This is a genomic window from Bradyrhizobium liaoningense, assembly GCF_018130825.1.
GTDB classification, from domain to species: Bacteria; Pseudomonadota; Alphaproteobacteria; order Rhizobiales; family Xanthobacteraceae; genus Bradyrhizobium; species Bradyrhizobium liaoningense_B.
On record NZ_JAFCJS010000001.1, the window covers coordinates 1,126,114 to 1,152,936 of the forward strand.

Sequence of the window (26,823 nt, forward strand, 5' to 3'; positions counted from 1 at the left end):
GTCTTGAGGAGGAAGCCATGCCTATCGATTTCACGCTCAGCCCGGATCAGGCCGCGCTTCGCGAAGGCGCGCGCAGCTTCGCCAACACGGTGCTCAAGGACGTCCGCGCGACGATCCGCCAGTACAGCAAGCCGGACGAGCGCTTCTACGCGACGCGGCCGTTTCACAAGAAGGCGGTCGAAGCCGGCTTCGTCAAGGGACTGTTTCCGAAGGAGGTCGGCGGCACCGACGTTCCCGCACTCGACTTCGCCATCGCTGCCGAAGAGCTGGCCGCGGTCGATGTCAACGTGCCGAGCACGCTGCTCGGGACCGGCCTCTGCGTCAAACCCATCGTGTTCTTCGGCACCGAGGCACAGAAGCAACGCTTCCTGCCTGACTTCATCGCGGATGGAACGCGCCTCGGCGCGCTCGCCTTCACCGAGGTGACGGGCGGCGCGAACTTCGATGCGCCCGATCCGCGCTACGGCGTGAAGACCTTTGCCAGGCGCGAGGGCGACGAATGGGTCATCAATGGCGAGAAGCACTACACGACGAATGGGACCGGCTGGGACGGCAAGAACTGCCATCTCTACGCCGTGGTGTGCCGAACCGATCCGAGCAAGGGTGCGCAGGAGTCGCTTGCCGTCATCATGGTGCCGGGCAACCTGCCCGGCGTGCAGGTGACGGGAATTCTGGACACGGCGGGCCACCGTGCGACAATCTCGCCGCGAATGAAGTTCGAGAATGTCCGCGTTCCCGCCGACAACATTATCGGCAAGCCCGGTGACGGGATCAAGATCGTCTCCACCAATTTCGCCTGGACCGCCGCGCTGATCGGCGCCGCCTGCGTCGGCGTCATGCGGGCCGCCTTCGATCATGCGCTCGCCTTCGCCAGGAAGGATGCCCGCTCCGGGCCCCACCCCATCATCGACTATCCGACCGTCGGCTACATGCTGGCCGATATCAAGATGAAGATCGAGGCCTGCCGCTACCTGACCTGGAAATCCTGCCAGCAATACGATCTATCGGGCGGAAAGGAGCATGAACTCGCCGTGATGACGAAAGTGTTCTGCTCGGAGACCTGCGTGGACGTCGTCTACGACTGCATGCGCCTGGTCGGGGTCGACAGCTACACCGACATGCACCCGCTGGCCGAACTCATGAACGACGCGATGTGCTTCCCGCTCTATGACGGCGGCAACATGGGAGCTCGCCGCCGGCAGCTCCACAGCATCATCAAGAGCCCGTCCTACGACCCGCATTTCGCGCCTTACGGCACGCTCGGTGCATGAACGCGGGGAGGATCGGCGCGCCGCTCACGTCACGGCATTCACGACCTGATACTCCGGCCGGCGCCACACCTCGCCCGCGATCACGTCCTCGATGATCTCGGCCGCCTTCATGATCTCGCTCTCGCCGATATAGAGCGGCGTGAGGCCGAACCGCATGATGTCGGGCGCGCGGAAATCGCCGATGACGCCGCGGGCGATCAGGGCCTGCATGGCGGCGTAGCCGCCCTCGAAGGCGAAGGAGACCTGCGAGCCGCGGCGCTCATGCGCGCGCGGGGTGACGAGCTTCAAGGACGGGCAGCGGCGCTCGACCTCGGCGATCAGGAGATCGCCGAGCGCCAGCGAGCGGGCGCGGACCTCGGCGATGTCGACGCGGTCCCAGATGTCGAGCGAGGCCTCCAGGGCTGCCATTGCCAGCACCGGCGGGGTGCCGACACGCATGCGCTCGACGCCGCCGGCGGCGGCATAGGCGAGCTCGAATGCAAACGGTTTTGCGTGGCCCATCCACCCCGACAGCGCGGCGCGCGCGGTGTCGGCGTGGCGCGGCGCGACGTAGAGGAAGGCCGGCGCGCCGGGGCCGGCGTTGATGTATTTGTAGGTGCAGCCCGCGGCGAAATCGGCGCCGCAGCCGGCGAGATCGACCGGCAACGCGCCGGCCGAATGCGCGAGATCCCAGACGGTGACGATGCCGAGCGCATGCGCTTTGGCCGTCAGCCTCGCCATGTCGTGGCGGCGGCCGGTGCGATAGTCGACCTCGGTGATGTAGAGAACCGCGATCTCCTCCGACAAGGACGCCTCGATGTCCTCCGGCGCCACGAGGCGCAATTGATGGCCGCGCCCGAGCGTCGCGATCAGGCCCTCGGCCATGTAGAGATCGGTCGGGAAATTGCCGGTGTCCGACAGGACGATCTTGCGCGATGCGTTCATGTCGAGCGCGGCGGCAAGTGCCTGGTAGACCTTGAGCGACAGCGTGTCGCCGACCATCACCGAGCCGGCTTCCGCGCCGATCAGCCGGGCGATGCGATCGCCGACATGACGCGGCTGGGCGTACCAGCCTGCGGTGTTCCAGGCGCGGATCAGCTCGTTGCCCCATTCGGTCGTGATGACGCGATTGACGCGCTCGGCAACGCCCAGCGGCAGCGCGCCGAGCGAGTTGCCGTCGAGATAGATCACGCCGTCAGGCAGGTGGAACAGGGCCTTGGTATCGTCGTAGACGCGATATCTGGTCATGAGCATTTCTACAGAATGGTGCGGACGCGCCAGAGTTCGGGAAACAGCTCAACCTCGAGCATGCGCTTGAGATAGCTGACGCCGCCGGTGCCGCCGGTGCCGCGCTTGAAGCCGATGACACGTTCGACCGTGGTCACATGGTTGAAGCGCCAGCGCCGAAAGTAGTCCTCGAAATCGACCAGCTTCTCGGCGAGCTCGTAGAGCATCCAATGCGTCTCCGGCGCCTCATAGACGATACGCCAGGCCTGCAGCACGCCCTCGTTGAAACTGTGGGTCTCGCGGACGTCGCGCGACAGTACCGCCGCCGGCATCTTCAGCCCGTTGCGGTCGGCAAGCCTGAGCACCTCGTCATAGAGGCTGGGCGTCGCAAGCTCGGCTTCGAGCAGCTTCGTCGTCTCCACGTCATGCGCGTGCGGCTTGAGCATCGCATGGTTGCGGTTGCCGAGCAAAAATTCGATCAGCCGGTATTGACGCGACTGGAAGCCCGAGGACTGGCCGAGCTGGGAACGGAAGCGCGTATATTCGCTCGGCGTCATGGTGCGCAGCACGTCCCAGGCGTTGTTGAGCTGCTCGAAGATCCGCGACATCCGCGCCAGCATCTTCATCGCAGGAGCAACCTCGTCCTTGGCGATGGCGCGGCGCGCGGCGCTGAGCTCGTGGATGGCGAGGCGCATCCACAGCTCCGTGGTCTGATGCTGGATGATGAACAGCATCTCGTCATGCGCTTCCGACAGTGGATGCTGCGCGCCGAGGATCGAATCCAGCGCGAGATAATCGCCATAGGACATGCGCCGGGCGAAATCGGTCGCGGCGCCTTCGCTTGCGGGATCGTAATCGTTGGACGTCATGGCTGGCCCTCCCGATCCATCATCCCGGCCTCGTCAATCGAGGCCGATCAGGCGCGCGGTGATCTGCGACGACGGATCCTTGAGCCCGTCGATGACGGTGAAATGGTTCAGCGCAGGCTCGACCACGAGGCGCGTCGGCACGTCGAAACCGGTCCAGACATTGGCCAGCAGGTCGGACTGGCGGATGAATTCGGGCCGCTCGCCGCCGCCGACCCAGGCGGTCACAGGCGAATGTCCCCGCGGCAGATGCAGCGCCGCGCTTTCGAGGCTCGCCTCTTCCATGGTCATGTGTAGCGTGTCATTCATCTTCGTCTTGAGCAGCGGACGAAGATCGTGCAGGCCGCTGATCGAGAGCGTGCCGGCGATGCGGTTGAAGACGGCAGGTTCAAGCCGGCTGTCGTCACACAGCATTCGGGTGACGAGATGGCCGCCGGCCGAATGCCCGGCAAGCCGGATCGGGCCGGAGACGAGCGAGGCGGCCCTGGCGATCGCGGCGGTGATTTCGGCGGTCATGTCGGAGATGCGTGCGCCGGGGGCCAGCGTGTAGCCCGGCAGCGCGACGGTCCAGCCATGATGCCGTGCACCTTCGGCCAGATCGGTCCAGGTCGACTTGTCGAAGCGCATCCAGTAGCCGCCATGGACGAACACGACGAGGCCCTTGCTGTCGCCGTCAGGCAGGATCAGGTCGAGCGTCTGGCGCTCACCGGCGCCATAGGCGATGTCGGCGCGGAAATTCTTCAGCCCGGCGCGGTAGGCCGCCGCCCGCTCGGCCCATTGCGCGGGCATCTTGTCCGAGCCCGGGATATGGGCCGAATTGGCGTAAGCATCATCCCAATCGCGCATCGTGGCTCCCGAGGACTCGGCCGGCGAACAGGACGCCAGTCTGCCACCGGCGCGGCCGGCATCCTAGTCTTTATTTTAAGCTTAAAGGATTTGGATCCGCTCGTGTTTCGGGCAAAGGGGCTCCAGCCGAGATCCCGTAGGGTGGGCAAAGCGACTTGTCCGCCGTAGCTCGAAGAGCGAAGGCGGAAGCGTGCCCACGTACTTGGTCATGTCGGGTAGTACTCGTGGGCACGGCGCTAGTGCGCCTTTGCCCACCCTACGAGAGCTGTGCCTGAGGCGACCGCTACGCCTTCTCCACCCCGCACCACTCCGCGATGAACAGGGCCATCGCCTTGGTGGTCTTCTTCAGCGAATCCAGGTCGACATATTCGTTGAAGCCGTGCATCTCGCCGCCGCTGGCGCCGAAACACAGGCTGGGGATGCCGTGGTTCAGACCGTAGAAGCGGGTATCGGTCAGCGCAGTGAAGACGAGATCTTCCGGCATGCCGCCATAGACCTTGTTGAAGGCCTTGCCGAACGCAGCCTCCGGCTCCGCCGCGCCGGTGAGTTCATAGCCCTCCGACAGGAAGCCCGACCATTCGATCTCCGGCGGATTGTTGGCGAGGAAGCGGTGATTGCGCGAGGCTGCGGCGACACAGGCCGCAATCTCCTTCTGGTGATCGGCGACCGACCAGCCCGGCAGGATCGCGATGCGGCAGTCGACGTCGCACCAGGCCGGAACGCTGGAGGCCCAGTCGCCACCCTTGATGATGCCGGGGTTGAAGTTGATGGGATGGTTCAGCGTCTTGAAATGGCGATCGGCCTTGGCCCGCTCGTTCCATTCGATCTCGAGCTTTTGCAGGGCATGGACGAGATGATAGGCCGCCATGATCGCGTTGGAGCCCGATCCGGCAAAGGCAACGTGGGTCGGGTGTCCCTTCACGCGCAGCCGGAACCAGATCACGCCGACCTGCGAGCGCACCATCTTGCCGCCGGTCGGCTCCGGGATGAAGCAGGCATCTGCACGATAGCCGCGCTGGAGCGTCGAAAGCGCACCGACGCCGGTGCTCTCCTCCTCGATCACGGATTGAAAATGAATGCGCGCCGTGGGCTTGAACCCGGCGGCCTTGATTGCATCGAGCGCATAGAGCGCGCCGATGGTGCCCGACTTCATGTCGCAGGCGCCGCGGCCGAACATCTTGCCGTCCTTGATGACAGGCGAGAACGGCGGCGTGTCCCACAATTCCAGAGGCCCTGCCGGCACCACGTCGCAATGGCCCTGGAGGATCAGCGATTTGCCGCCATTGGTTTGCGGACGGTAGGTGCCCACCACCGAGCGCGCCTTGGAGAAATCGTGCTCGATCGGGCCGAAGCCGCGCAGATCCTTCAAATCATCGACATTGATGTGCCAGTCGTCGACCTCGTAGCCGCGTTCGCGCAAGAGGTCGCCGATCATGTCCTGGCACGGCCCCTCCGCCCCGCGGGTCGAGGGGATCGCGACGAAGTCTCGGGTGGTCGCAAGCTGGGCTTCGAAGCCGGCGTCGACGGCGTCGAGAATCCTTTGCTGCGTTTCGGCATTCATCAGGCAACTCCGGGCATTTCAATCCTCAGGGAGCGCGCAAGCTAGCCGATTTCAGCCGTTCGGGTACTCCACAAAATAAGCATCCCGCAATGCATCTTCGAGCAGTCGGCCTTCCGAATAGCCATCGAGCGTCGCAGGCCGGCTCACGCCGTCGAGCAGGCGCGGGCAAGGTTCCGGCGCGCCGAGCACGGTGCGCACAGGAATGCGCTCGGCATAGATCGGCAACGTATAATCCTCGTCGTCATCGGCCACGCCCTTGGCGCGGACTTTTGCCGATGCCTCCTCGATCTCCATGGCGATGAAGGAGGTCGCCTTGATCTCCTGCGTGGTGCTCGCCCGCAGGCTCGCGGTGCGGTCCGGGAAGAAGCGGTCGACCATGGCGATTACGGCGCGCTCTTTCTCGTCCGCGTCGGTGACGAGATAGGCGGTGCCGAACGCCATCACCGCGCGGTAATCGGCCGAATGATTGAAGCCGCAGCGCGCCAGCACAAGGCTGTCGAGATGGGCAACCGTCAGGCAGACACGCTCGCCTTTGGTCTGGTTGCGCAGCATGCGGCTCGCGCTCGAGCCGTGCCAGTAGAGCCTCGTCCCCTCGCGCCAGAAGAAGGTCGGCGTGCAATAGGGCTGGCCGTCGATCACATAGGAGACGTGGCACAGCATCGAGGAATCCAGGATGCGATGGACCGTGTCGTGATCGTAGAAGCCGCGGTCGTGACGGCGCTTGACCTGGTTGCGCGCTGACGTCGGATACGAATTCGAGGTTTCGGTCTGGCTCACGGCCGCTCCTGTCGGGCTTGGAACAATTCCAGGCCAGTTGTAGCCGCGGATTTGGTCTGCGATAGTGCCAATTCCATGCAAAAAATTCCGACCAATTCTCCTGCGCCCGCCAAGGCGGAGCTGCCGCTCGATCTCACCGGCCCGCACATCACGGCTGGCGCCTCCGCCGCGCACCGGCTCTACCAGGCGCTGTGCGAGATGATCGTCTCAGGCCTCATCAAGCCCGGCGAGCCGCTGCCGCCGTCCCGCACGCTGGCGAAGCAAACAGGCTTCCGGCGCAACGCCGTCGTCACCGCCTATGAGCGGCTGATCGCCGACGGCTTTGCCGACGCAACCGTCGGCTCCGGCACCTTCGTCGCCGCGCTGATTCCGGCGCGCGCGACCGGGCCGAAGAAGCCGAAAGTGAAGGTGGAAACGCCAGGACAAGGCGCGTTCGCGCTCGGCTGCACCCATATCGACGAACGCGCCGTGCAGCGTTTTCGCGCTTTCGTCGGCCGGCGCATGCGCGCCTTCGGGTCCGAGCATCTGCATTATGGCGATCCTCGCGGCAGCCGCGAGCTGCGCGCCGCGATCGCCGATCATCTGCTGTCGGCGCGCGGGCTGCGCTGCGATCCCGACCAGATCATGCTGACGTCAGGCACGCTGCATGCGCTGCGCATCGTGCTGAGCGCGATCCTGAAGGCGGGCGATCAAGTGTGGTGCGAAGACCCAGGCTACCCTGCCGCGCGAAAAACCATCATGCATTGCGGCTATCGCGCCGTGCCCGTTCCGGTGGACGAGCACGGCATGCGCGTCGCCAGGGGTCGCACCGCGGCTGCCTCCGCGCGCGCGGCCTATGTGACGCCGTCGCATCAGTTTCCGCTGGGCGTGCAGATGTCGATGCCGCGACGGCTGGAACTGCTGGACTGGGCGAGGCAAGCCGGCGCCTTCGTGCTGGAGGACGATTACGACAGCGAGTTTCGCTATGACGGCGCCCCGCTGATGTCGCTTGCCGGCATCGATCACCTCCAGCGCGTGATCTACATGGGCACGTTCGCCAAGACGCTGTTTCCCGGCTTGCGCATCGGTTATTGCGCCCTGCCCGAGCGCCTGATCGGCGATGTGACCGCCGCACGCGCCGCGCTCGACCGCTTTCCCGGCACGCTGATGGAAGGCGCGGTGGCCGACATGCTCAATTCCGGCGCCTTCGCCGCGAACCTGAAACGGGTGCGAAAGCTCTATCGCGAAGCGCGCGATGCGCTGGCCGCGACGTTGGAGGCGAGGTCCGACGGCCTATTGTCCGTGCCGGTGCCATCGCAGGGCCTGCATCTTGTCGCCCGGTTCGATCCATCGGTCGAACTGGCGGTCGCAGCCGAGGCGAAGCAGGCCGCCGGCGCGGAAGGCTGGCTATTGGCCGACACCTATTCGCGCGCACGGCCCCTGCCCGGCTTCGTGCTGGGATTTTCCGGGCATGCGGTTCCGCAACTCGTGGCATCCGCCGAGCGGCTCGCGCGGGAATCGTGCGCCGCCTTGCGCGCAAAGGGCAAGTCGGCCCGCCGGGCGTGACGAAGCTTCACTATGAGAATCGCCCGTCGCTCCCTAGATTGCGGCATCGATGCTGGGACCTCACATCATGCCGCTGCGCCACGCGACCTGCCTCTCGCTCCTGTTCTTGATTGCGTTTGCCTCGACGGCACGCGCAGCCACCATCGGACGCGAACAGGACATCGTGGATCTGAAGCTCGGCCAGCGCGTGCTCGTGGACGACGGAACCTGCCCCGCCGGTCAGGTCAAGGAAGTGCGCGGCGCGAAGATGACCGACAAGGGCGTCACGCGCACAAGCTCCTGCGTGCCGCGGCACGGGCCGAAAACGAAATGATGATCTGAGAAGCTACTTCGCCGGATCGAACATGCACTGCAAGGTCGGCTTGGCGATCTTGGTGAAGGTCGGGCCGATCTCGCTTTGCTTCGACGTCGGCACCCAATCGGTCTCGATCGTCGGCACGCCGGTCTCGCTGATGCCGCGCAGCAGCGCTTCGCGCAAATCGCGGTCCTCGACGACCGCGGCGGCATGGTCATGCAGGCAACCGCAGACTTCTTCCGGATGCTCCCAGCGTCCGAGCATGCGCGGCGCGCACTGGCGCACGAATTCGCTGCGTGGATCCGGCAGTCGCGACGGCGCGCGCACCTGCGCCTGCACGGAATTGATCGTCAGAAGGGCGATGAACGCCGCGGCGCAGAATCGAAGCAACATGATGGCCATTGCCGGCTGATTTCTGGTTGGCGATCAGAAGCGGGCAGCGACCACGATCGGCTGCGGCGCCGGCGTCATGACCGGCGAGCCGGAGTACTGGAAGGTGCCGATGCCAGGAAGATTGCCATCGGGCATGCCCGCGAACGAGGAACCGGCGAGCACAAAGCCGAACGCAAGGATAAAGCTGAGCGCGCGCATGGTCTTGTCCCTCAATTCCGCGGCCGGCGGTACGCCGTCGTCGTTGCGAAGCTGATAACCATGGGCGGTTTCGCGCGTGATGCGCCAAAATCGGAAAATGGTTTCATCCGCGTGCGAATTGTTTCGTCCCGTCCGAGGCGACGAAACAATTCTCGGAAAATGCCAATCATTTCAGTCACGTCGCTCGGCGGCTCAAGGCGGCCTCGCAAGCGCTGTCGCAGTGCGCAACGGTACCGGACGCGGGCATCGTCACGCGCCCGCCTTGCACGCTTCACATGCGTTTTACGTTTTTCTGCTGAAGAGAAGCCAAACGAAGACTGGGTCCCGTCGAACCGGGGACGCTTCGGCCGCGACCCAAGCCATCGAAGCCGAGACGCCGGGATCACCGGCCGCATCCACGTGAGGAATGGCCATCATGATGGCGCAAGATCGCGCAACGCCGCGCGAGGCGGACCAACGGACGGACCGCGGAGATCAACGACCGGTTCGCAGCCGCGCCACTTCGGCGAACGAAATGGCGCTGCAATCGAGCCGCGGCTTCGAAGCCGCACCGCAGATGTTCGTGCGGCTGACCGGCTCGCATCTCGCAAAACCGCGCGTCAGCCGCGAAGGCGTCACTGAGTGAACGCGAAGGCGTCACTGGAGTGAACGCAAGAGCGTCACTGAGTGAAGAATTCACCGCACTTCTGGACGTTGGCGTCAGCCGGTCCCCACGGCATGATCGGCACGGTCGATGTTGAGTTCTTCGGCGAGCCCTCGATCAGCTTGTCCGAATAGACCATGTAGACCAGCACGTTGCGCTTGGTGTCACAGCCGCGCACGATCTGCATCTTCTTGAAGAACAGTGAGCGACGCTGACGGAACATATCGTCGCCCTGCTCCATCTTGGCCTTGAATTTGATCGGACCGACCTGGCGGCAGGCGAGCGAGATGTCCGAGACTTCCTCGGCAAGGCCGAGCCAGCCCTTGAAACCGCCCTTCTCCGGCACGGTGAAATGACAGGCGACCCCCTCGACTTCGGGGTCGTCGAGGCCATAGGTCGCGAGCTTGTCGTTCGGGCTCATCCATTTGAACACGGTGGAGCGGCGGAAGATCAGATCGGGCTCATCGGCGGCGGATGCAGAAGCCAGCGGGGCGACCATGGCCAGGAGGAATAAAGCGAGGCCTTTCAAACGGATGCCGGAAAGACCGGGGAAACGAGATGACATGAAGTTCTCCGGTAACAAGTCCCCGCAATGTAGGTATCGGCTGGCCGGTCAGGAAGACGACGGCAAGCCGGGCGCGGCCGCCGTTTACCCCTCCGTGAGGCTTTTTTGTTACGTCTTGGACAAAAGTAGCTGATGGCAGAACCGCCATGCTGTTGAACGCGTATCCCCTCTGCGAGACTAATGATTTGGATTATGGATTCGAGGATGAATAGCGTGAACGAGTCCGGTTTTGCCGCCAAACCAGCGCGGATTTGGCAGGTCGCCATCTTGACGGCGGCGGGCGTGATCGGAACGGCAAGCCAGGCTGACGCTGCGTTTTATTATTGGACGGATTATTCCGACGGGTCCTATTACGCCCGGCAGGATCGGCATCCCGAAATACCGCGCCAGAAGCCGCAGAAGCGCGGCACGGCCGGCAAGAAGGAGATCGTTGCCGAGAAGGAGGCCGGCGCCAAGCCGCAAGGTCCCCTCGTCATCGTCGTCTCGATCGACCGGCAGAAGGTGACGATCTACGACAGCAAGGGCGTGTTCGCGGAATCCCCGGTGTCGACCGGCATGAAGGGCCATTCGACGCCGATGGGTGTGTTCAGCGTCATCCAGAAGCACAAATTCCACCATTCCAACATCTACAGCGGCGCCCCGATGCCGTACATGCAGCGGATCACCTGGTCCGGCGTCGCCATGCATGCCGGCGTGCTGCCGGGCTATCCGGCCTCGCACGGCTGCATCCGCATGCCGATGGCGTTCGCGGTGAAGATGTGGAACTGGACCAAGATGGGTGCGCGCGTCATCGTCGCGCCCGGCGAGATGACACCGCACAGCTTCCAGCATCCGCTGCTCGCCTCGGTGCGCGTGCCGCCGCAGCCCGCGGCCAGCCTGGAGCCGCAGACCAATGTCGGCGACAAGGCCGACAAGGGCGCGGCTGCGAAGGTCACTGATGCCAAGCCGGTCGAGACCAAGACCGCGAGCGCCGATGCAGCGCTGGAGCTGCGCTCATCGGTCGGCCACACTGTCATGTCGGACATCACAACGGGCAACGCAGCCGCGCGCAACGAAGCCGCCGCATCGACCGACAAGGTTGACGTGCCTGCGACGTCCGAGACGAAGACCGCCGAGGCATCCGATGCGGCCAAGCCGCGGTCGGAAGACGTGGCGAAGCCGGCAGCCGGCGACAAGGGCGAAGCTGCCAAGAGCGACACACCGAAGTCTGACGCGCCAAGGTCAGAAGCGGCGAAGCCCGAGACGGCGAAGACTGAAGCTGCCGATTCCGCCAAGAAGCCCGACGCCGCCGTGACGGCTACGGCGCCCGCACCGGACGCCAAGAAGGACGAGACCCGCCTCGCCGATCCCGCACCGGCGGCAAAGCCGGACGCGCCCAAACGGGCCGGTCAGATCGCCGTCTTCATTAGCCGCAAGGATTCCAAGCTCTATGCGCGGCAGAACTTTGCGCCGCTGTTCGAGGTGCCCGTGACGATCGCCGCGAGCGACCGGCCGCTCGGCACGCATGTCTTCACCGCCGAAGTCGACAAGGCCGATTCCAATGCGCTGCGTTGGTCGGTGGTGTCGCTGCCCGTCACCGCTCGCTCCGCCGCGCGCGAGGATGACGGCCGCGTCGCGCGCCGCCGGGGTGGCGCCGCCGTGATCCCCGTCGCTGCAAAGCCGGTGGTGACGCCGGACAACCCGACTGAGGCGCTCGACCGTATCTCGGTCCCCGCCGACACCATGGTGAAGATCAACGAGATGCTGACCTCCGGCGGCTCGATCATCGTCTCCGACCAGGGCATCAACCAGGGCGAGACCGGCGAAGGCACGGATTTCATAGTTCGTCTGTACTAGCACGCGATAACGCGGTGTTGAGCGACCCGGTCACGCCGGCGGAGTAACATCCGCGCGGATCATTTCGGGGGACGCCGTCATGATGAACCGCAGGACATTGCTCATCGCGGCGCTGGCAGGCGCAGCCGCGCCGATGACGCGCGCCTACGCCGATGCCGGCATGAGCCGGATCTCGGCCTATGCCTTCACCTTCCCGGCCCTGTCCGGCGATGACATCCGCCTCGCCGCCTTCACCGGGAAACCGCTGCTGGTGGTCAACACCGCCTCGCTCTGTGGCTACACCCCGCAATATGCGGGCCTGCAGGAGCTCTGGGGCGAGTTTCGCGAGCGCGGGCTGACCGTGATCGGCGTGCCCTCCAACGACTTCGGCGGCCAGGAGCCCGGCGGCGCCGGCGAGATCACGGAGACCGCGCACCACCATTATGGCGTTACCTTCCCGATCACGGGCAAGGCGGTGGTGGTCGGTGCCAAGGCGCATCCGTTCTATAAATGGGCGGCTGAGGCGCGCCCCCCGCGAAGTTCCGCGCTGGAACTTCCACAAGTACCTGATCGGCCGTGACGGCTATATCGCGGATGTGTTTCCCTCCGCGGTCGAGCCGACCGACACGCGGATCAAAACGGCCGTCGCCAAGGCACTGGCCGCCAGCTGACACGACACGGGCCCAATCGGGTTGGGCACAATTGTGGCGGGATGCCAAACAGCCGTTGCAATGGCGAGGGCCCACCATCTAGGCTAGGATCGTTTGGGGCGGGAAGGTTTGGCCGGAGGCGAAAAGCCGCGGCGGAACAACGGGATCAATCTCGAGGATAACACCATGCGCGTGGCGGCAGGACTGATTTTGGCAAGCGCGATGTCTCTAGCGATGACGGGCGCGGCATGGTCGCAGACGCCGGCCGCCAAGCCCGCCACCGCCCCCCAAGCCGCACCGGCGGCAGCACCGGCCGCCACAGCGCCCGCTGCGGCTCCGGCAGCTGCACCCGCGGCAGCCGCCGCGCCGGCAGGCTTCGTCAATCCACCGCCGCCGAAACAGGCGCCGCAGCCGGCGCGCGCGGCCTGCAACACGCAAGGCGCGCTCGGTGTCGCCCGCACCGTCGAGATCGACACCACCGGCGGTCCCGGCTTCGGCTTCGAGCATTTCAAGGAGCTCGACTTCCTGCGCGACAAGGAGGTGGTGCTGACCTTCGACGACGGCCCCTGGCCGAAGAACACGCCCGCCGTGCTGAAGGCGCTTGCCGACGAATGCACCACCGGCATCTTCTTCTCGATCGGCAAGCACGCCACCTACGAGCCTGAGATCCTGAAGCAGGTCTATGCGGCCGGCCACACCGTCGGCACCCACACCTGGTCGCACGCCAACCTCAACAACAAGAAGCTCACCGAAGCGCAGCGCAAGGAAGAGATCGAGAAGGGCCTTTCCGCGGTGAAGTGGGCGCTCGGCGGCATCTCGCCCTCGCCGTTCTTCCGCTTCCCCGCGCTCCAGCATCCGCCGGAGATGGTCACCTATCTCGGCAACCGCAACACCGCGATCTTCTCCTGCGACATCGACTCCTTCGACTTCAAGGCCTCGAAGCCCGAGAAGGTGATCGAGACCGTGATGAAGAAGCTCGACGCCAAGGGCAAGGGCATCATCCTGATGCACGACTTCCAGAAGCACACCGCCGAAGCCCTGCCCGAGCTGCTCAAGCGCCTGAAGGCCGGCGGCTACAAGGTGGTGGCGATGCGCGCGAAATTCCCGGCATCGACGTTGCCCGAATACGACCAGGAGCTGCTCAAGGACGTCAAGCTGCCGACGGTGAGCCAGCGTCCGGTCAATTCCGTGGTGACGACCGTTTCCGAATAGCCTGCACTTGTCTTTCCGTATCGAAGGCTACGTCATCGTCTCCGCGGACGGCATGCTCGCCGATCCGTCGCACATCATGCCTGAGACGTTGAAATTCGAAGGCGACAAGCTGTTCTTCGAGCAGGCGCTCGATCGCGCTGCGCTGATCGTGCACGGCCGGCATTCGCACGAGCAACAGCCGAATTCGCCGAAGCGCAAGCGCCTGATCCTCACTCGCAAGATCAAGCCCCTCACCGTCGATCCGGAGATGCCGAACGCGACGCTGTGGAATCCGGATCACGCCAGCTTCGAGGAGGCCTGCGCCTTCGCCGACGTCGCCGCCGGCACCGTCGCGATCATCGGCGGCCCCGTCGTGTTCGACATGTTCATGGACCGCTACGACACGTTCTGGCTGTCGGAAGCCCCCCACGTGCGGCTCCCCGGCGGCGAAGGCTGCTTTGTCGGCGTGCCCGAGCGGACGCCGCACCAGGTGCTGGCGTCGCACGGGATGAGGCCGGGCGCGCCCTACCTGCTCGATGCGGCGTACGATGTCACGGTGACGCCGTGGCGTAGGGTGGCGGACTAGCCCTACACGTCCCCGTAGGCCGCCTCGGCCGGTCGCGTGGTGCGGCCATAGCCGATGATCATGCAGAGCGCGCCGATGATCGAGAGGTTCTTGAGCGCATCCACCAGCATCTTGGCGTTGTCGGGCGGCACCTGGTTCCAGAAGTCGTAGAACAGGACGGTTGCGACCGCGACGTAGATGATCAGCAGCATCGCAAAGAAGCGCGCGCCGAAGTTCAGCGCGATCATCAGGCCTGCGATGACCTCGAGCCCGCCGACCGCGATCGCCAGCAGCTGCGGCGTGGTCATGGCGGTCGCCGTCTCGACCTGCTTGGCGTAGGGCGCAATCGCGTCAGGCACCACGACCTTGGTGGCGATGAAATCGGCGGTCGCCTGGATGGCGAACAGCTTGGTGGCGCCCGTGTAGATGAACAGCACGGCGAACAGGATCCGCCCGAAAGTCACGAACGCTGGCATGATCGGCCTCTTGGCTCAGGCTTTTTGAAATCGGAACTCGGACGAAAGCGCGAGGGATTATGATGAGTCGTTCGCCCGTTTACAAACGGGGAAATGGCGAACTGAAAGCAATTCAAAAGCACGCCACAGGTGCGGTCCCCTTCTCCCCTTGCGGGAGTAAGGTGGCGCGGAGCGCCGGATGAGGGGTATCTCTCCGCGAATTTAACGATAGTGGGACTCGCGGAGAGATACACCTCACCCGTCTCGCCGCGACGCGGCGAGCCGCCCTCTCCCACAACAAGGGGAGAGGGTAAGATCGCCCCTTACGTAAACAGCGTCGGCTGCTGCCGGGCTGCGCGTTCCTGCGCCTCCACGACCGCGACCGCGGTCATGTTGAGGATGCCGCGCGCGGTCACCGAGGGCGTGAGGATGTGCGCCGGGCGGGCCGGACCGACCAGGATCGGGCCGACGGGCAGCGCGTCCGCCAGCGACTTGATCATCTGATAGGCGACGTTGGCGGTGTCCAGCGTCGGCATGATCATGATGTTGGCCTCGCCCTCGAGCTTGGAATGCGGCAGGACCATGCGGCGGGCGGCGGCGGAGAGCGCGGTGTCGCCCTGCATCTCGCCGTCGGCCTCGATCTCCGGATGCTTCTCCTTCAGAAGCTGCGTCGCCCGGCGCATCTTGCGCGAGGATTCGGTGTCGTAGCTGCCGAAATCCGAATGCGAGACGAAGGCGATCTTCGGCTTGATGTTGAAGCGCTGGACGTGGACCGCGGCGAGCGAGGCGATCTCGGCAAGCTCCTCCGCGCTCGGATTGGGGCGGACCTGCGTGTCGGCGATGAAGAAGGCGCCCTTGCTGGTGATCAGCAGCGCCAGCGCCGCATAGTCGCTGATCCCCGGCGAGAATCCGACGATCTCGCGGACATGGCGCAGATGGCTCATGTAGCGGCCCTCGACGCCGCAGAGCATCGCATCCGCCTCCCCGCGCGTCACCGCGAGCGCGGCGATGACCGTGTTGTTGGTGCGCACCACCGTGCGGGCCGCATCGGGCGTCACGCCGCGGCGGCCGGCGACCTCGACGTAGGACTGCACATAGGAGCGGTAGCGCGGATCGTCCTCGGGATTGACGAGATCGAAATCGCGGCCGGCCTTAATCGAGAGGCCGAAGCGCTTGATGCGCGCCTCCACCACCGACGGGCGGCCGACCAGTATCGGCGTCGCCAGCTTCTCCTCCAACACGACTTGCGTCGCGCGCAGCACGCGCTCGTCCTCGCCTTCGGCGTAGATCACACGCACCGGCTGGGTCTTGGCCTTGGCGAACATCGGCTTCATGACGAGGCCGGAGCGGAAGGCGAAGCGCTCGAGCAGCGCAGCATATTCGTCGAAATTGGTGATGGGACGCGTCGCCACGCCGGACTCCATCGCGGCCTTCGCAACCGCAGGCGCCACGCGCAGGATGAGCCTTGGATCGAACGGGCTCGGAATGAGCGAGCCCGGACCAAAGCCGCCCGCCTCGCCGGTGTCAAAGCCCTGCGCGACCGCATCGGACGGCGCCTCGCGCGCGAGCTGTGCGATGGCCTCGACCGCGGCGTGCTTCATCTCCTCGTTGATGGCGCTGGCGCCGACATCGAGCGCGCCGCGGAAGATGAAGGGGAAGCACAGGACGTTGTTGACCTGGTTCGGATAGTCGGAGCGACCGGTGCAGATCATGGCGTCGGGGCGCACCTTGCGCGCCTCCTCCGGCATGATCTCCGGAGTCGGATTGGCGAGCGCCATGATCAGCGGCTTCTCGCCCATCGCCTGCGCCATCTCGGGCTTGAGCACGCCCGGTGCCGACAGCCCGATGAAGATGTCGGCGCCGCCGATGACGTCGCCCAGCGTGCGCTTGTCGGTCTCCTGCGCATAGACCGCCTTCCAGCGGTCCATCGAGGTGTTGCGGCCCTCATGCACGAGACCATCGATGTCGCAGACCCAGATGTTCTTGCGCTGCGCGCCCATCGACACCAGCAGATTGAGCGTCGCGATGGCCGCGGCCCCTGCCCCTGATGCCACGATCTTGACGTCGGACAGCTTCTTGCCGTTCAGGCGGAGGCCATTGGTGATGGCGGCGGCGACGATGATCGCGGTGCCGTGCTGGTCGTCATGAAATACCGGGATCTTCATGCGCTCCTTCAGCCGCGCCTCGATCTCGAAACATTCCGGCCCGCGGATGTCTTCCAGATTGATGCCGCCGAAGGTCGGCTCGAGCGCCGCCACCGTCTCGACCACGCGGTCGATGGTGTCGGCGGCGATCTCGATGTCGAACACGTCGATGCCGGCGAATTTCTTGAACAGGACGGCCTTGCCCTCCATCACCGGCTTCGAGGCCAGCGGGCCGATATTGCCGAGGCCGAGCACCGCGGTGCCGTTCGAGACCACGGCGACCAGATTGGCGCGCGTGGTCAGCGTGGCGGCCTCGGCCGGGTTCTTGGCGATCTCGGTGCAGGCAGCCGCAACGCCCGGAGAATAGGCCAGCGCGAGGTCGCGTTGGTTGGCAAGCGGCTTGCTCGCCTGGATCTCGAGCTTTCCGGGGCGCGGCAGACGATGGTAGGCGAGCGCCGCCTGGTGGAGATCATCAGAATAGGACGACATGCGGTGTCTCGCCTCGCGTTACCGGCCTCAAAAATGCACGATCCGGAGCGGCCGTCCAAGCGGACGGTATTTCCGGGTCGTGGAAACGGGATGAAGCACGGCCGAAGCCCCGGTGGCAACATCGGATTGCGCCCCCATCAACAGGGCGCACGGTCAAATATTTGAAAACCATAGCTTTCCCTGGACCGCACGGCATTTCGCGAATATGGCAGGTTGCGCAGTGCAAAACGAGCAACTGGAGCTGGGAATGAAGCGCATCCTGATCGGCCTGGTCGTGGCGGCCGTGCTCGCCACGGGCGGATGGTTCGGCGTCAACCTCTACGTCCAGCACCGGGCCATTGCCGAGATCGAGGCGGCGTTCGAACAGGTGCGTGCCGGCGGCGGCAAGGCGAGCCACGGCAAGATCGGGTTCGATCTGCCGAGCCGCACCCTCACCATCGAGGAGGTCAATGTCGAGCCGGGCCGAGGCCCCCTGGCCGGCATCAAGGCTGCGAGCTTCAAGGCCGTCGGCGTTCGTCAAGTCGACGAGGCCCGTATTGCGGCCGACAATGTCGCGATCGATGGCGTGGAGTTGGCGATCGACGGCGCCGTGGGTGCGGCGGGCATGAAGATGACTTACAAGATCCCGCAGCTCACGTTGACTGATTATTCCGGGCCCGCCCGCATGCAGGGCGCGCCGGCCTCGGACTCCATTCTCGACGCATACCGTTTTGGGCTCGAGCAATTTGCAAACGTTGCGGCCGCCTCGCTCAACGTGCCAACCATAACCGCCGCAATGACCGGAGTGACCGGGGGAGGAACCGGCGAGGTTACCTATTCGGGACTGATGTTCCGCAATATCAATCGCGGCAAGATTGAAGCGGTAAAGATGGACCGCGCTGTTGTCGCCATCAATGTGCAACAGCCACGTCCAGATAAAGTCACCACGGGCTTCTCCGACGTGACTATCGACGATTTCGACGCAAACGTCGTGATCGCCGCGCTCAATCCGGAAAAGGCAAACGACGACAGCTATCACCGTGTTTATCGGCAGATATCAACCGCATACGCCATGACTTCGACTTCCGGCATCGGCGCGAAAATCGGACGCATCCTGGTCGAGGACATTGCATATCAGCCGTCGAAATTTCGTCCTGCAGAGCTGCTGGCCGTTCTGCCGAAGGACCCGTCTGCATCTCAGAGCCCGGCGCAGATACGCGAATTGATGGAGAAGGTCGCAAACCTTTATGACGGCGCGCGGGTCGGCAAGGTGACAATCGCCGATTTGTCGATGGACACACCGCAGGGCGCCGCAAAGCTCAACGCCATCAGATATTCCCAGGGCGAGTTCGCGCTGGAAGGCCTCGATGCGCCCTCGCCCCAAGGTCAGTTCAAGATGGAGCGCTTCGCGCTGAAATCCTTCAGCGTCACGAACCTGATGCGCTGGGCAGCGGACCTCACGAAGAACGTCGGGCGGCCCCCCTCGCCGGATCAGATGCTGGGCCTGTTCGGCGTGCTGGCAGGCGCGGAGATCAAGGGCGTGGCGGCCCCCTACAAGGCCACCAAGAAGCTCGTCACGATCGACACGTTGAGCCTGGACTGGGGGCAACTGGTCGGCCCGATTCCGAGCAAGGCGCATCTGGTTGCCAAATTCGTCACGCCAACCGATCCGTCCGATCCGAAGCAGCTCCCATTGATTGCCAGCGGGATCGACAAGCTCGCGATCGACCTCGATCTCGGCGCGGCGTGGGCCGAGCAGTCCAACAGCTTCTCCCTGACGCCGGCGACGCTCGACATCGGAGGGATCGCAAGGGCTCAATTGCGTGTCGCTCTCGGCAACGTGCCGCGCGAGGTGTTTTCGGCCGATCCCGCCCAACTCATGGGCCAGGCGGCCCGGATCGAGGCCGGCGCGCTCGAGTTCTCGTTGCGCGACAATGGCGGCGTCGATTCCGCGGCGACGCAATATGCACGCGGCAAGAATGTGAGCCGAGACGCCGCGCGTCAGGCGCTCGCAGACAGCGTTCGGGTGCACCGGGCGGACGTCGCCGCCGCCAATCCGGACGCGGGCACGGCGGTGGATGCGATCGCGAGCTTTGTCGAGACGCCGGGCCAGACGCTCGTCATCAAGCTCACACCCCGCGCCAAGGCACCGCTGATGCAATTGATGCAGCTTCTGCAAACCGACCCGCAGAGCGCGCTGGCGCAGTTCAGGATCGAGGCGTCGACGGGGCTGTAGGTCTCGTGTCCCGGACGCGGCGCAGCGCGTAAGCGTTGCGACGCTGAGCCGGGACTCAGAAAGTTTGTGGTTCGCTGAAACATGGGCCCGGCTCAGCAGCGCGCCGCTAAAGAAGCGCTGCGCTGCGTCCGGGGCACGAGATCACTTCTGCGGCAGGTTCACCCGCACATGCAGCTCGCGGAGCTGTTTTGTGGTGGCTTCCGACGGCGCGCCCATCAGCAGGTCCATGGCCTGCTGGTTCATCGGGAACAGCGAGATCTCGCGCAGGTTCGTGGTGCCGCAGAGCAGCATGACGATGCGGTCGACGCCCGCAGCCATGCCGCCATGCGGCGGTGCGCCATACTGGAAGGCGCGGTACATGCCGCCGAAGCGGTCGACCACTTCCTGCTCGCCGTAGCCTGCGATCTCGAACGCCTTCACCATCGCTTCCGGCACGTGGTTGCGGATACCGCCCGAGGCGATCTCGTAGCCGTTACAGGTAATGTCGTACTGGAACGCCTTGATGGTCAGCGGATCCTGGCCCTTCAGCGCTTCAAGACCGCCCTGCGGCATCGAGAACGGGTTGTGCGAGAAGTCGACCTTCTTGTCGTCCTCGTTGTACTCGTACATCGGGAAGTCGACGATCCAGGCGAGCTCGAACCGCTCCTTGTCGGTGAGGTTCAATTCCTCGCCGACCTTGTTGCGGGCAAGGCCAGAGAACTTCCAGAACTTGTCGGGATCGCCGGCGACGAAGAAGGCGGCGTCGCCTTCCTTGGTGCCGAGCTGCGCGCGGATCGCGGCGGTGCGCTCAGGCCCGATGTTGTTCGCGAGGGGACCGGCGCCCTCGCCGCCCTCGCGCCACATGATGTAGCCGAGGCCGGGCTGGCCTTCGCCTTGCGCCCACGAGTTCATGCGGTCGCAGAACGCGCGGCTGCCGCCGCCAGCGGCCGGGATCGCCCAGACCTGGTTCTTGGGATCCTCGAGCATGCGCGCGAAAACCTTGAAGCCGGAGCCGCGGAAGTGCTCGGAGACGTCCTGCATCTCGATGGGGTTGCGCAGGTCCGGCTTGTCGCTGCCGTATTTGCGCAGCGCCTCGGCGAACGGAATGCGGCGCCAGTTCTTGCTCACCGGCTTGCCCTTGGCGAACTCCTCGAACACCCCGGTGATGACGGGCTCCATCGCCGCGAAGACGTCTTCCTGCGTGACAAAGCTCATCTCGACGTCGAGCTGGTAGAACTCGCCGGGCAGACGGTCGGCGCGCGGGTCCTCGTCGCGGAAGCAGGGCGCGATCTGGAAGTAGCGGTCGAAGCCCGACATCATCAGCAGCTGCTTGTACTGCTGCGGCGCCTGCGGCAACGCGTAGAACTTGCCCGGATGGATGCGCGAGGGCACCAGGAAGTCGCGAGCGCCTTCCGGCGAGGACGCGGTCAGGATCGGCGTGTTGAACTCGAAGAAGCCCTGCCCCTCCATCCGCCGGCGCATCGACTTGATGATCTCGACGCGCGTCATGATGTTCTGGTGCAGCTTTTCGCGCCGCAGGTCGAGGAAGCGGTACTTCAGGCGGATGTCTTCGGGATATTCCTGGTCGCCGAACACCGGCAGCGGCAGGTCGCCGGCCGGGCCCAGCACCTCGATCTCGCTGACATAGACCTCGACCTTGCCGGTCGGCAGGTCGTCATTGTCGGTGCCCTCGGGGCGGCGGCGGACCTTGCCGTCCATCTTGACCACGAATTCGGAGCGCAGCTTTTCGGCCAGCGAGAACGCCGGCGAGTCCGGGTCGACCACGCACTGGGTGAGGCCGTAATGGTCGCGCAAATCGATGAACAGCACGCCGCCATGGTCGCGAACGCGATGGACCCAACCCGAGAGGCGGATGGTCTCGCCGATGTTGCTCTCGCGGAGCGCGCCGCATGTATGTGACCGGTAGCGATGCATGGTCGTCCCAAAATCAATGTCGGAGGAAGCGAATCGGACCGCCTCAAACGGCCGGTCCGAAGTTGCGGCAGGGTTTACCCGACGAGGCCCGGGGCGGCAACCAAGGGAACGGGCTGTTTTGAGCCCGGAAGGCCCATTTTTGGCCGATCCGGCCTCACGTCTTTGCCATCCGGCGTTCCCCGCCTATCTTTACCTCCATGACCGTCCATTTCCCCTTCCAGAACTCCTATTCGGCGCTGCCGGACAGCTTCTTTGCCCGCGTCGCGCCGACCCCCGTGGCCGCCCCCCGGCTGATCAAGCTGAACCGGTCGCTGGCGGTCCAGCTCGGGCTCGATCCGGACCTGCTGGAGACCCCGGAGGGGGCCGAGATCCTGGCCGGCAAGACGGTTCCCGCCGGGGCCGATCCCATCGCCATGGCCTATGCCGGCCACCAGTTCGGGCAATTCGTGCCCCAGCTCGGCGACGGCCGCGCCATCCTACTCGGCGAGGTCATCGACAAAGACGGTGTCCGCCGCGACATCCAGCTCAAGGGATCTGGCCCCACCCCGTTCTCCCGCCGCGGCGACGGACGTGCGGCGCTAGGGCCGGTCTTGCGCGAATACATCGTCAGCGAAGCGATGTACGCGCTCGGCATTCCGACCACCCGCTCGCTCGCCGCCGTCGTCACCGGCGAGCACGTCATCCGCGAGACCGCGCTGCCCGGCGCGGTGCTGACCCGCATCGCCTCCAGCCATATCCGGGTCGGCACCTTCCAGTTCTTCGCAGTCCGCCGGGACACCGAGGCCATCCGCCGGCTCGCCGATCATGTCATCGTCCGGCACTATCCGGAGCTGCTCCACGTCGAACGGCCCTATCACGACCTGCTCGCGGCCGTCGTCGCGCGCCAGGCCGATCTCGTCGCGCGCTGGCTGCTGGTTGGCTTCATCCACGGCGTGATGAACACGGACAACTCATCGATCTCGGGCGAGACCATCGATTACGGCCCCTGTGCCTTCATGGACGCCTACAATCCCGCGCAGGTGTTTTCGTCGATCGACGAGATGGGCCGCTACGCCTACGCCAACCAGCCGCGTATTGGCTTGTGGAATCTGACGCGCCTCGCCGAATGCCTGCTGCCGCTGTTCTCCGACGATCAGGAGAAGGCGGTGGCCGAAGCCCAGGACATTCTCGGCGCCTTCGCCGAGATCTTCAGCGACGCCTATCAGGCCGGTCTGCGCAAGAAGGTCGGCCTGTTCACCGAGCGCGACGGCGACGAGGCGCTGATCCAGGACCTGCTCGACGCCATGGCGAAGAACCAGGCCGACTTCACCCTCACCTTCCGCAAGCTCGGCGACGCTGCAGCCGATGACGGCGCGGACGTGCGCGCGCAGTTCATGGAGCCCGCAGCCTTCGACGAGTGGGCCGGCCGCTGGCGCGCGCGCATCGCGCTGGAGCCGCAGAGCGCAGCGGAACGGCAGGCCGCGATGCACGCCGTCAATCCCATCTTCATCCCGCGCAACCACCGCGTCGAGGCCGTGATCCAGGCCGCGGTGAACGATGACAACTACGCGCCGTTCGAGGAGTTGGTGAAGGTGCTGGGCAAGCCGTACGAGGACCAGCCGGAGTATGCGGCCTACGCCGATCCGCCGCTGCCGGATCAGCGGGTGCTGCAGACGTTCTGCGGGACGTAGCGACAAGCGCGGTGCGTAGGGTGGATTAGCCCGCGGATGCGCGAAGCGCAGTCCGCAGGCGTAATCCACCACTTCTCGCAACAAGCGGAAAGTAAAGAGGTGGATTACGCTTCGCTAATCCACCCTACGGACCATGCTGGCGTTACGCCCGCTCACCGAACTCGCCTGCGATCTTGGTGTCACCGCCCCAATCCTCGGGAAACAGCCCGGCGCGCACATCGCGGTGAAACGACGAGTACGGCCAGTCACACACCTTCGAGACATGCCCGTGCTTGACGGGATTGTAATAGCAATACTCGACGTGGCGCGCGTAGTCGGCCTCATCGCGAATGAAATGCTCCCAAAACCGGCGCTGCCATATACCGCGTTCGTTCCGTGAGGCACGGACTGCGCTCAGCCGCTCATTCGCCGGGAGTGCCTTGGCAAAACGTGACTTGATCAACCGCCAGCGCACCGAAAAATTAGCGTCATCTGACGGCAGTTTCCAGATTGCGTGGAGATGATCCGGCAAAACTACGAAAGCAACGATCTTGAAAGGATGGCTCTGGCGTGTTGCGGCGACCGCGCCGCGTAAGATTTCGATCTGATCGGTCAAGAGAGACTGCCGCCGATCGAGCAGGTTCATGGTGAAGAACCAGCATCCTCCGGGAACGAATGCGCGGCGATAGTCGGACATTCGAAATGAATAGCACAACTTGAAGTTGGCTTACAGCGGTGGATTACGCCTTCGGCTAATCCACCCTACGGCCTTGGCCGTTGTGGACACGGGAACCGCTGTCATCAAACTGAAACACACGCGCTCTAACGGGCTGGCAGGGCCGTCCTGCCGGAGGCGCCCATCCTCCAACACAGTCCCGACAAAGCGCGCCATGCCCTTCAAATTCATCCACATCACCGACACGCATCTCGCGAACCCCGGGCTGAAGCTCTACGGGCTCGATCCGCGCGCGCGGTTGGACGCGGCGATCGCCGACATCAACAAGCACCAGTCCGACGCTGCGTTTGCTGTGGTGACCGGCGACCTCACCCATTGGGGCGAGCCGGAATCCTACGCCAATTTCGCCGACGCGATGGCCGCGCTGAAAATTCCGTACATCGCCATGGTCGGCAATCACGACAAGCGCGTGACCTGCCTCGACAGCCTGAAAGCCGCCCCGCGCGATGCCAACGGCTTCGTGCAGGGCACCCGCACCACCGAGCACGGCCTGTTCATCTTCCTGGATACGCTGGACGAGACCAGCCATGCCGGCGAGATGTGCGAAAGGCGCCTCGGCTGGCTCGCGAGCACACTGGCTGCCGCGCCGGCCGACCAGCAGTTCGTCGTGTTCATGCACCACCCGCCCTTCCCGGTCGGCGTCCACGCCATGGACGAGATCGCGCTGAAGCAGAGCGCCGAATTCGCGGAAGTCATCGCGCCCTACCGCTCGCGCATCCGCCACCTGTTCTTCGGCCATGTGCACCGGCCGATCTTCGGCAGCTACGGCAAGATCCCGTTCTCGACGCTGCGCGGCACCAACCACCAGGTCTGGTTCGAGCTCGACGCTGCAGCCGCCGAGCATCTCGCCAGCCACGAGCCGCCGGCCTATGGCGTCGTGCTGATCGACCAGGAGAACCTGGTCGTGCACAGCCACGACTTCCTCGACACCAGTCTGCGCTTCCCCTTCGAGCCACCGGCAGGAGTGGACGGCCGCGATTATGCGCTCAATTTCCCGGCGCGATGAGATGAGCCTCGCTGAACCCGCGGCTCTCCCGGTCGCGACGTCGGCGGCACCGCGTCTGCACGTCCTGAAGCGGTTCTCGCACCGCTTCAAAGCCTCGCTGCCTGCCTATCTGCTGCTGTTGCCCTCGCTCGTCTTCCTCGCGCTGTTCACCTATGGCGCGATGGGGCGCGTCCTCATCGACGCGCTCTATCAGCGCGCCACACCGAAAGCGCCGGTGCGTTTCGTCGGCCTCGACAATATCAGCGCCGTGCTCGCCGACCCCGCCTTCACCGGCGCCGTCGTCAACAATCTGATCTACGCCGTCGGCACGGCGGTGCCGAGCATCGGACTTGCGCTGCTGTTCGCGCTGGCGCTGTCACGCACCCATGCCGTGAACAGCGCGCTGCGCGCCGCGCTGTTTCTGCCGGTGCTGATCCCGATGGTCGCGGCCTCCGCGCTGTTCCTGTTCATCTTCCTGCCCAATGTCGGCCTGCTCGACTATTACATCGGCCGGCTGCTTGCGGTGCTGCCGAACTGGCTCGGCGATTCCGACATCGCGCTCTACGCGATCATGGTCATCACGGTCTGGAAGAACGCCGGCTATTACATGCTGTTCTTCCTCGCCGGCCTCCAGGCCGTGCCCGAGGACGTGATGGAGGCGGCGCATCTCGACGGCGCGGGGCCTTATCAGCGCCTGCGCCACATCATCCTGCCGGAGCTCAAGCCCACCTTCCTGTTCGTCACCGTCATCGCAATCCTCAACGCGGTGACACAGGTCGACCACGTCTTCGTCATGACCCAGGGCGGGCCGTCCAACTCGACCAACCTCGTGCTGTTCTACATCTACCAGCAGGCGGTCGAGCACTACGACGTCGGCAAGGCCTCGGCGGCGACGCTGCTGACCCTCGCCGCGCTGATGGGGCTCACCGCACTGTCCTTCCGCACCATGGCGAACCGCGAGGGCGGACCATGAAGCTGTTCGATGCGCTGTGGAAGGACGCCCCGCTCGCCACCCGTGGCGAGATCACGCCCAAGCTCGGCTTCCTCCTGACCGTGCTGCTCGCGATCGTCTGGCTGATCCCGTTCCTGTGGATGGGCGTGGCAACGCTGCGCCCCGCCTCCGACGGCATCAACGCCATGGCCGAGCTGATGCCGAGCCTCAAGCCCACGCTCGACAATATCAGGGACGCCTGGGAGATCGGCGATTTCCCGCGCTACACCCTCAACACCACGATCATCTGCACCGGCATCCTGCTGGTGCAGTTCTTCACCATCACGCTGGCGGGTTTTGCCTTCGCCCGCCTGAACTTCGCCGGCAAGACGCTGATCTTCTATCTGTTCCTGATGCAGCTGATGCTGGTGCCGGTGCTGCTGATCGTGCCGAACCTGAAGCTCGTGGCGCAGCTCGGCCTCTACGACACGCTCGCCGGCGTCATGATGCCGTTCTTCGCCTCGGCTTTCGGCACCTTCCTGATGCGGCAGGCCTTCGAGGCGATCCCGACCGAGCTGGAAGACGCAGCGCTGATCGACGGCGCCAGCCTGTTCCAGCGCATCCGCCACATCTATGTGCCGCTGTCGATGCCGAGCTTCTCCGCCTTCGCCATCATCTCCGTGACCAGCCATTGGAACGACTTCCTGTGGCCGCTGATGGTGATCAATTCGCCCGACAAGCGGCCGCTCACGGTCGGTCTCTCGGTGTTCACCAAGACCGCCGAAGGAACGCAAGCCTGGGGCACCATCGCCGCAGGCACGCTGATGGTGATCGCGCCGCTGCTCGTGACCTTCCTGATCTTCCAGAAGCGCTTCATCAGCTCTTTCGTCACCTCAGGCATCAAATAGGAGATTTTCC

The 26,823-nt window shown here is 64.9% G+C and carries 23 protein-coding genes and 1 pseudogene; 12 read left to right on the top strand and 12 right to left on the bottom strand.

Annotated elements, in window-relative coordinates:
* Positions 1-17 precede the first annotated feature (17 nt).
* Positions 18-1,271 (top strand): acyl-CoA dehydrogenase family protein, encoded by a 1,254-nt coding sequence (locus tag JQ603_RS05495; RefSeq protein WP_212337142.1) that lies wholly within the window; start codon positions 18-20, stop codon positions 1,269-1,271.
* 24 nt (positions 1,272-1,295) lie between these two features.
* Here the strand turns inward: JQ603_RS05495 and kynU are convergent, their stop codons facing one another.
* The 5 genes from kynU to JQ603_RS05520 all read right to left on the bottom strand — a co-directional run bounded on the left by kynU (position 1,296) and on the right by JQ603_RS05520 (position 6,527).
* A complete protein-coding gene (kynU, locus tag JQ603_RS05500; protein ID WP_212337143.1) occupies positions 1,296-2,498 on the bottom strand; it encodes a kynureninase in 1,203 nt (400 codons plus the stop codon).
* Between the two features lie 8 nt (positions 2,499-2,506).
* Positions 2,507-3,346 (bottom strand): tryptophan 2,3-dioxygenase, encoded by an 840-nt coding sequence (kynA, locus tag JQ603_RS05505; RefSeq protein ID WP_212337145.1) that lies wholly within the window; start codon positions 3,344-3,346, stop codon positions 2,507-2,509.
* A 33-nt stretch (positions 3,347-3,379) separates the two neighbouring features.
* A complete protein-coding gene (locus JQ603_RS05510; RefSeq protein ID WP_212337147.1) occupies positions 3,380-4,189 on the bottom strand; it encodes an alpha/beta hydrolase in 810 nt (269 codons plus the stop codon).
* A gap of 283 nt (positions 4,190-4,472) precedes the next feature.
* Complete coding sequence (locus tag JQ603_RS05515) at positions 4,473-5,750, bottom strand: ArgE/DapE family deacylase (protein ID WP_212337149.1); 1,278 nt, start codon at positions 5,748-5,750, stop codon at positions 4,473-4,475.
* 51 nt (positions 5,751-5,801) lie between these two features.
* Positions 5,802-6,527: a pyridoxamine 5'-phosphate oxidase family protein gene (locus JQ603_RS05520; protein WP_212337151.1), complete on the bottom strand. Its 726-nt coding sequence runs from the start codon at positions 6,525-6,527 to the stop codon at positions 5,802-5,804.
* Between the two features lie 75 nt (positions 6,528-6,602).
* Here JQ603_RS05520 and JQ603_RS05525 point away from each other — a divergent pair, with 75 nt between their 5' ends.
* A complete protein-coding gene (locus JQ603_RS05525) occupies positions 6,603-8,072 on the top strand; it encodes a PLP-dependent aminotransferase family protein (protein WP_212337153.1) in 1,470 nt (489 codons plus the stop codon).
* Positions 8,073-8,139: 67 nt separating this feature from the next.
* Positions 8,140-8,385 carry a DUF6719 family protein gene (locus tag JQ603_RS05530; protein ID WP_212337155.1) on the top strand — a complete coding sequence of 82 codons (246 nt, stop codon included), beginning with the start codon at positions 8,140-8,142 and terminating at the stop codon, positions 8,383-8,385.
* Between the two features lie 12 nt (positions 8,386-8,397).
* Here the strand turns inward: JQ603_RS05530 and JQ603_RS05535 are convergent, their stop codons facing one another.
* From JQ603_RS05535 to JQ603_RS05550, 3 genes are all read right to left on the bottom strand, one after another.
* Positions 8,398-8,760, bottom strand: a complete 363-nt coding sequence (locus tag JQ603_RS05535) for a hypothetical protein (RefSeq protein ID WP_026312261.1) — start codon at positions 8,758-8,760, stop codon at positions 8,398-8,400.
* A 33-nt stretch (positions 8,761-8,793) separates the two neighbouring features.
* Entirely contained in the window at positions 8,794-8,958 is a 165-nt protein-coding gene (locus JQ603_RS05540) for a hypothetical protein (protein ID WP_212337157.1), read from the bottom strand.
* A 659-nt stretch (positions 8,959-9,617) separates the two neighbouring features.
* Positions 9,618-10,166, bottom strand: a complete 549-nt coding sequence (locus tag JQ603_RS05550) for a CreA family protein (protein WP_212337160.1) — start codon at positions 10,164-10,166, stop codon at positions 9,618-9,620.
* Positions 10,167-10,370: 204 nt separating this feature from the next.
* Here JQ603_RS05550 and JQ603_RS05555 point away from each other — a divergent pair, with 204 nt between their 5' ends.
* The 4 genes and pseudogenes from JQ603_RS05555 to JQ603_RS05570 all read left to right on the top strand — a co-directional run bounded on the left by JQ603_RS05555 (position 10,371) and on the right by JQ603_RS05570 (position 14,408).
* Positions 10,371-12,002 carry a L,D-transpeptidase gene (locus JQ603_RS05555; RefSeq protein WP_212337162.1) on the top strand — a complete coding sequence of 544 codons (1,632 nt, stop codon included), beginning with the start codon at positions 10,371-10,373 and terminating at the stop codon, positions 12,000-12,002.
* 79 nt (positions 12,003-12,081) lie between these two features.
* Positions 12,082-12,652 (top strand): annotated as a pseudogene (locus JQ603_RS05560) (glutathione peroxidase).
* Between the two features lie 165 nt (positions 12,653-12,817).
* Positions 12,818-13,843: a polysaccharide deacetylase family protein gene (locus JQ603_RS05565; RefSeq protein ID WP_212337164.1), complete on the top strand. Its 1,026-nt coding sequence runs from the start codon at positions 12,818-12,820 to the stop codon at positions 13,841-13,843.
* A gap of 7 nt (positions 13,844-13,850) precedes the next feature.
* A complete protein-coding gene (locus JQ603_RS05570) occupies positions 13,851-14,408 on the top strand; it encodes a dihydrofolate reductase (protein ID WP_212337166.1) in 558 nt (185 codons plus the stop codon).
* Positions 14,409-14,410: 2 nt separating this feature from the next.
* On the opposite strand, the gene JQ603_RS05575 is transcribed toward JQ603_RS05570, so the two are convergent.
* Both JQ603_RS05575 and JQ603_RS05580 read right to left on the bottom strand, forming a co-directional pair.
* Positions 14,411-14,863 (bottom strand): DoxX family membrane protein, encoded by a 453-nt coding sequence (locus JQ603_RS05575; protein WP_212337168.1) that lies wholly within the window; start codon positions 14,861-14,863, stop codon positions 14,411-14,413.
* A 302-nt stretch (positions 14,864-15,165) separates the two neighbouring features.
* A complete protein-coding gene (locus JQ603_RS05580; RefSeq protein ID WP_212337169.1) occupies positions 15,166-17,475 on the bottom strand; it encodes an NADP-dependent malic enzyme in 2,310 nt (769 codons plus the stop codon).
* Between the two features lie 247 nt (positions 17,476-17,722).
* Here JQ603_RS05580 and JQ603_RS05585 point away from each other — a divergent pair, with 247 nt between their 5' ends.
* Positions 17,723-19,690, top strand: a complete 1,968-nt coding sequence (locus JQ603_RS05585; protein ID WP_212337171.1) for a hypothetical protein — start codon at positions 17,723-17,725, stop codon at positions 19,688-19,690.
* Positions 19,691-19,831: 141 nt separating this feature from the next.
* Here the strand turns inward: JQ603_RS05585 and aspS are convergent, their stop codons facing one another.
* Positions 19,832-21,604, bottom strand: a complete 1,773-nt coding sequence (aspS, locus tag JQ603_RS05590; RefSeq protein ID WP_212337173.1) for an aspartate--tRNA ligase — start codon at positions 21,602-21,604, stop codon at positions 19,832-19,834.
* 197 nt (positions 21,605-21,801) lie between these two features.
* Between aspS and JQ603_RS05595 the strand changes: the two genes are divergently transcribed.
* Positions 21,802-23,274, top strand: a complete 1,473-nt coding sequence (locus JQ603_RS05595) for a protein adenylyltransferase SelO (RefSeq protein ID WP_212337175.1) — start codon at positions 21,802-21,804, stop codon at positions 23,272-23,274.
* A 142-nt stretch (positions 23,275-23,416) separates the two neighbouring features.
* Here the strand turns inward: JQ603_RS05595 and JQ603_RS05600 are convergent, their stop codons facing one another.
* The gene (locus JQ603_RS05600) at positions 23,417-23,950 is read right to left on the bottom strand and encodes an REP-associated tyrosine transposase (RefSeq protein ID WP_212337177.1); all 534 of its coding nucleotides are present in this window, start codon (positions 23,948-23,950) and stop codon (positions 23,417-23,419) included.
* 193 nt (positions 23,951-24,143) lie between these two features.
* Here JQ603_RS05600 and JQ603_RS05605 point away from each other — a divergent pair, with 193 nt between their 5' ends.
* From JQ603_RS05605 to JQ603_RS05615, 3 genes are read left to right on the top strand one after another with little or no spacing between them, the layout of a single operon-like run.
* Positions 24,144-24,995 carry a phosphodiesterase gene (locus JQ603_RS05605; RefSeq protein ID WP_212337179.1) on the top strand — a complete coding sequence of 284 codons (852 nt, stop codon included), beginning with the start codon at positions 24,144-24,146 and terminating at the stop codon, positions 24,993-24,995.
* 1 nt (position 24,996) lies between these two features.
* Positions 24,997-25,947: a carbohydrate ABC transporter permease gene (locus tag JQ603_RS05610; RefSeq protein ID WP_212337181.1), complete on the top strand. Its 951-nt coding sequence runs from the start codon at positions 24,997-24,999 to the stop codon at positions 25,945-25,947.
* Entirely contained in the window at positions 25,944-26,813 is an 870-nt protein-coding gene (locus JQ603_RS05615) for a carbohydrate ABC transporter permease (RefSeq protein ID WP_212337183.1), read from the top strand. The genes JQ603_RS05610 and JQ603_RS05615 overlap by 4 nt, the downstream gene beginning before the upstream one ends.
* Positions 26,814-26,823 lie beyond the last annotated feature (10 nt).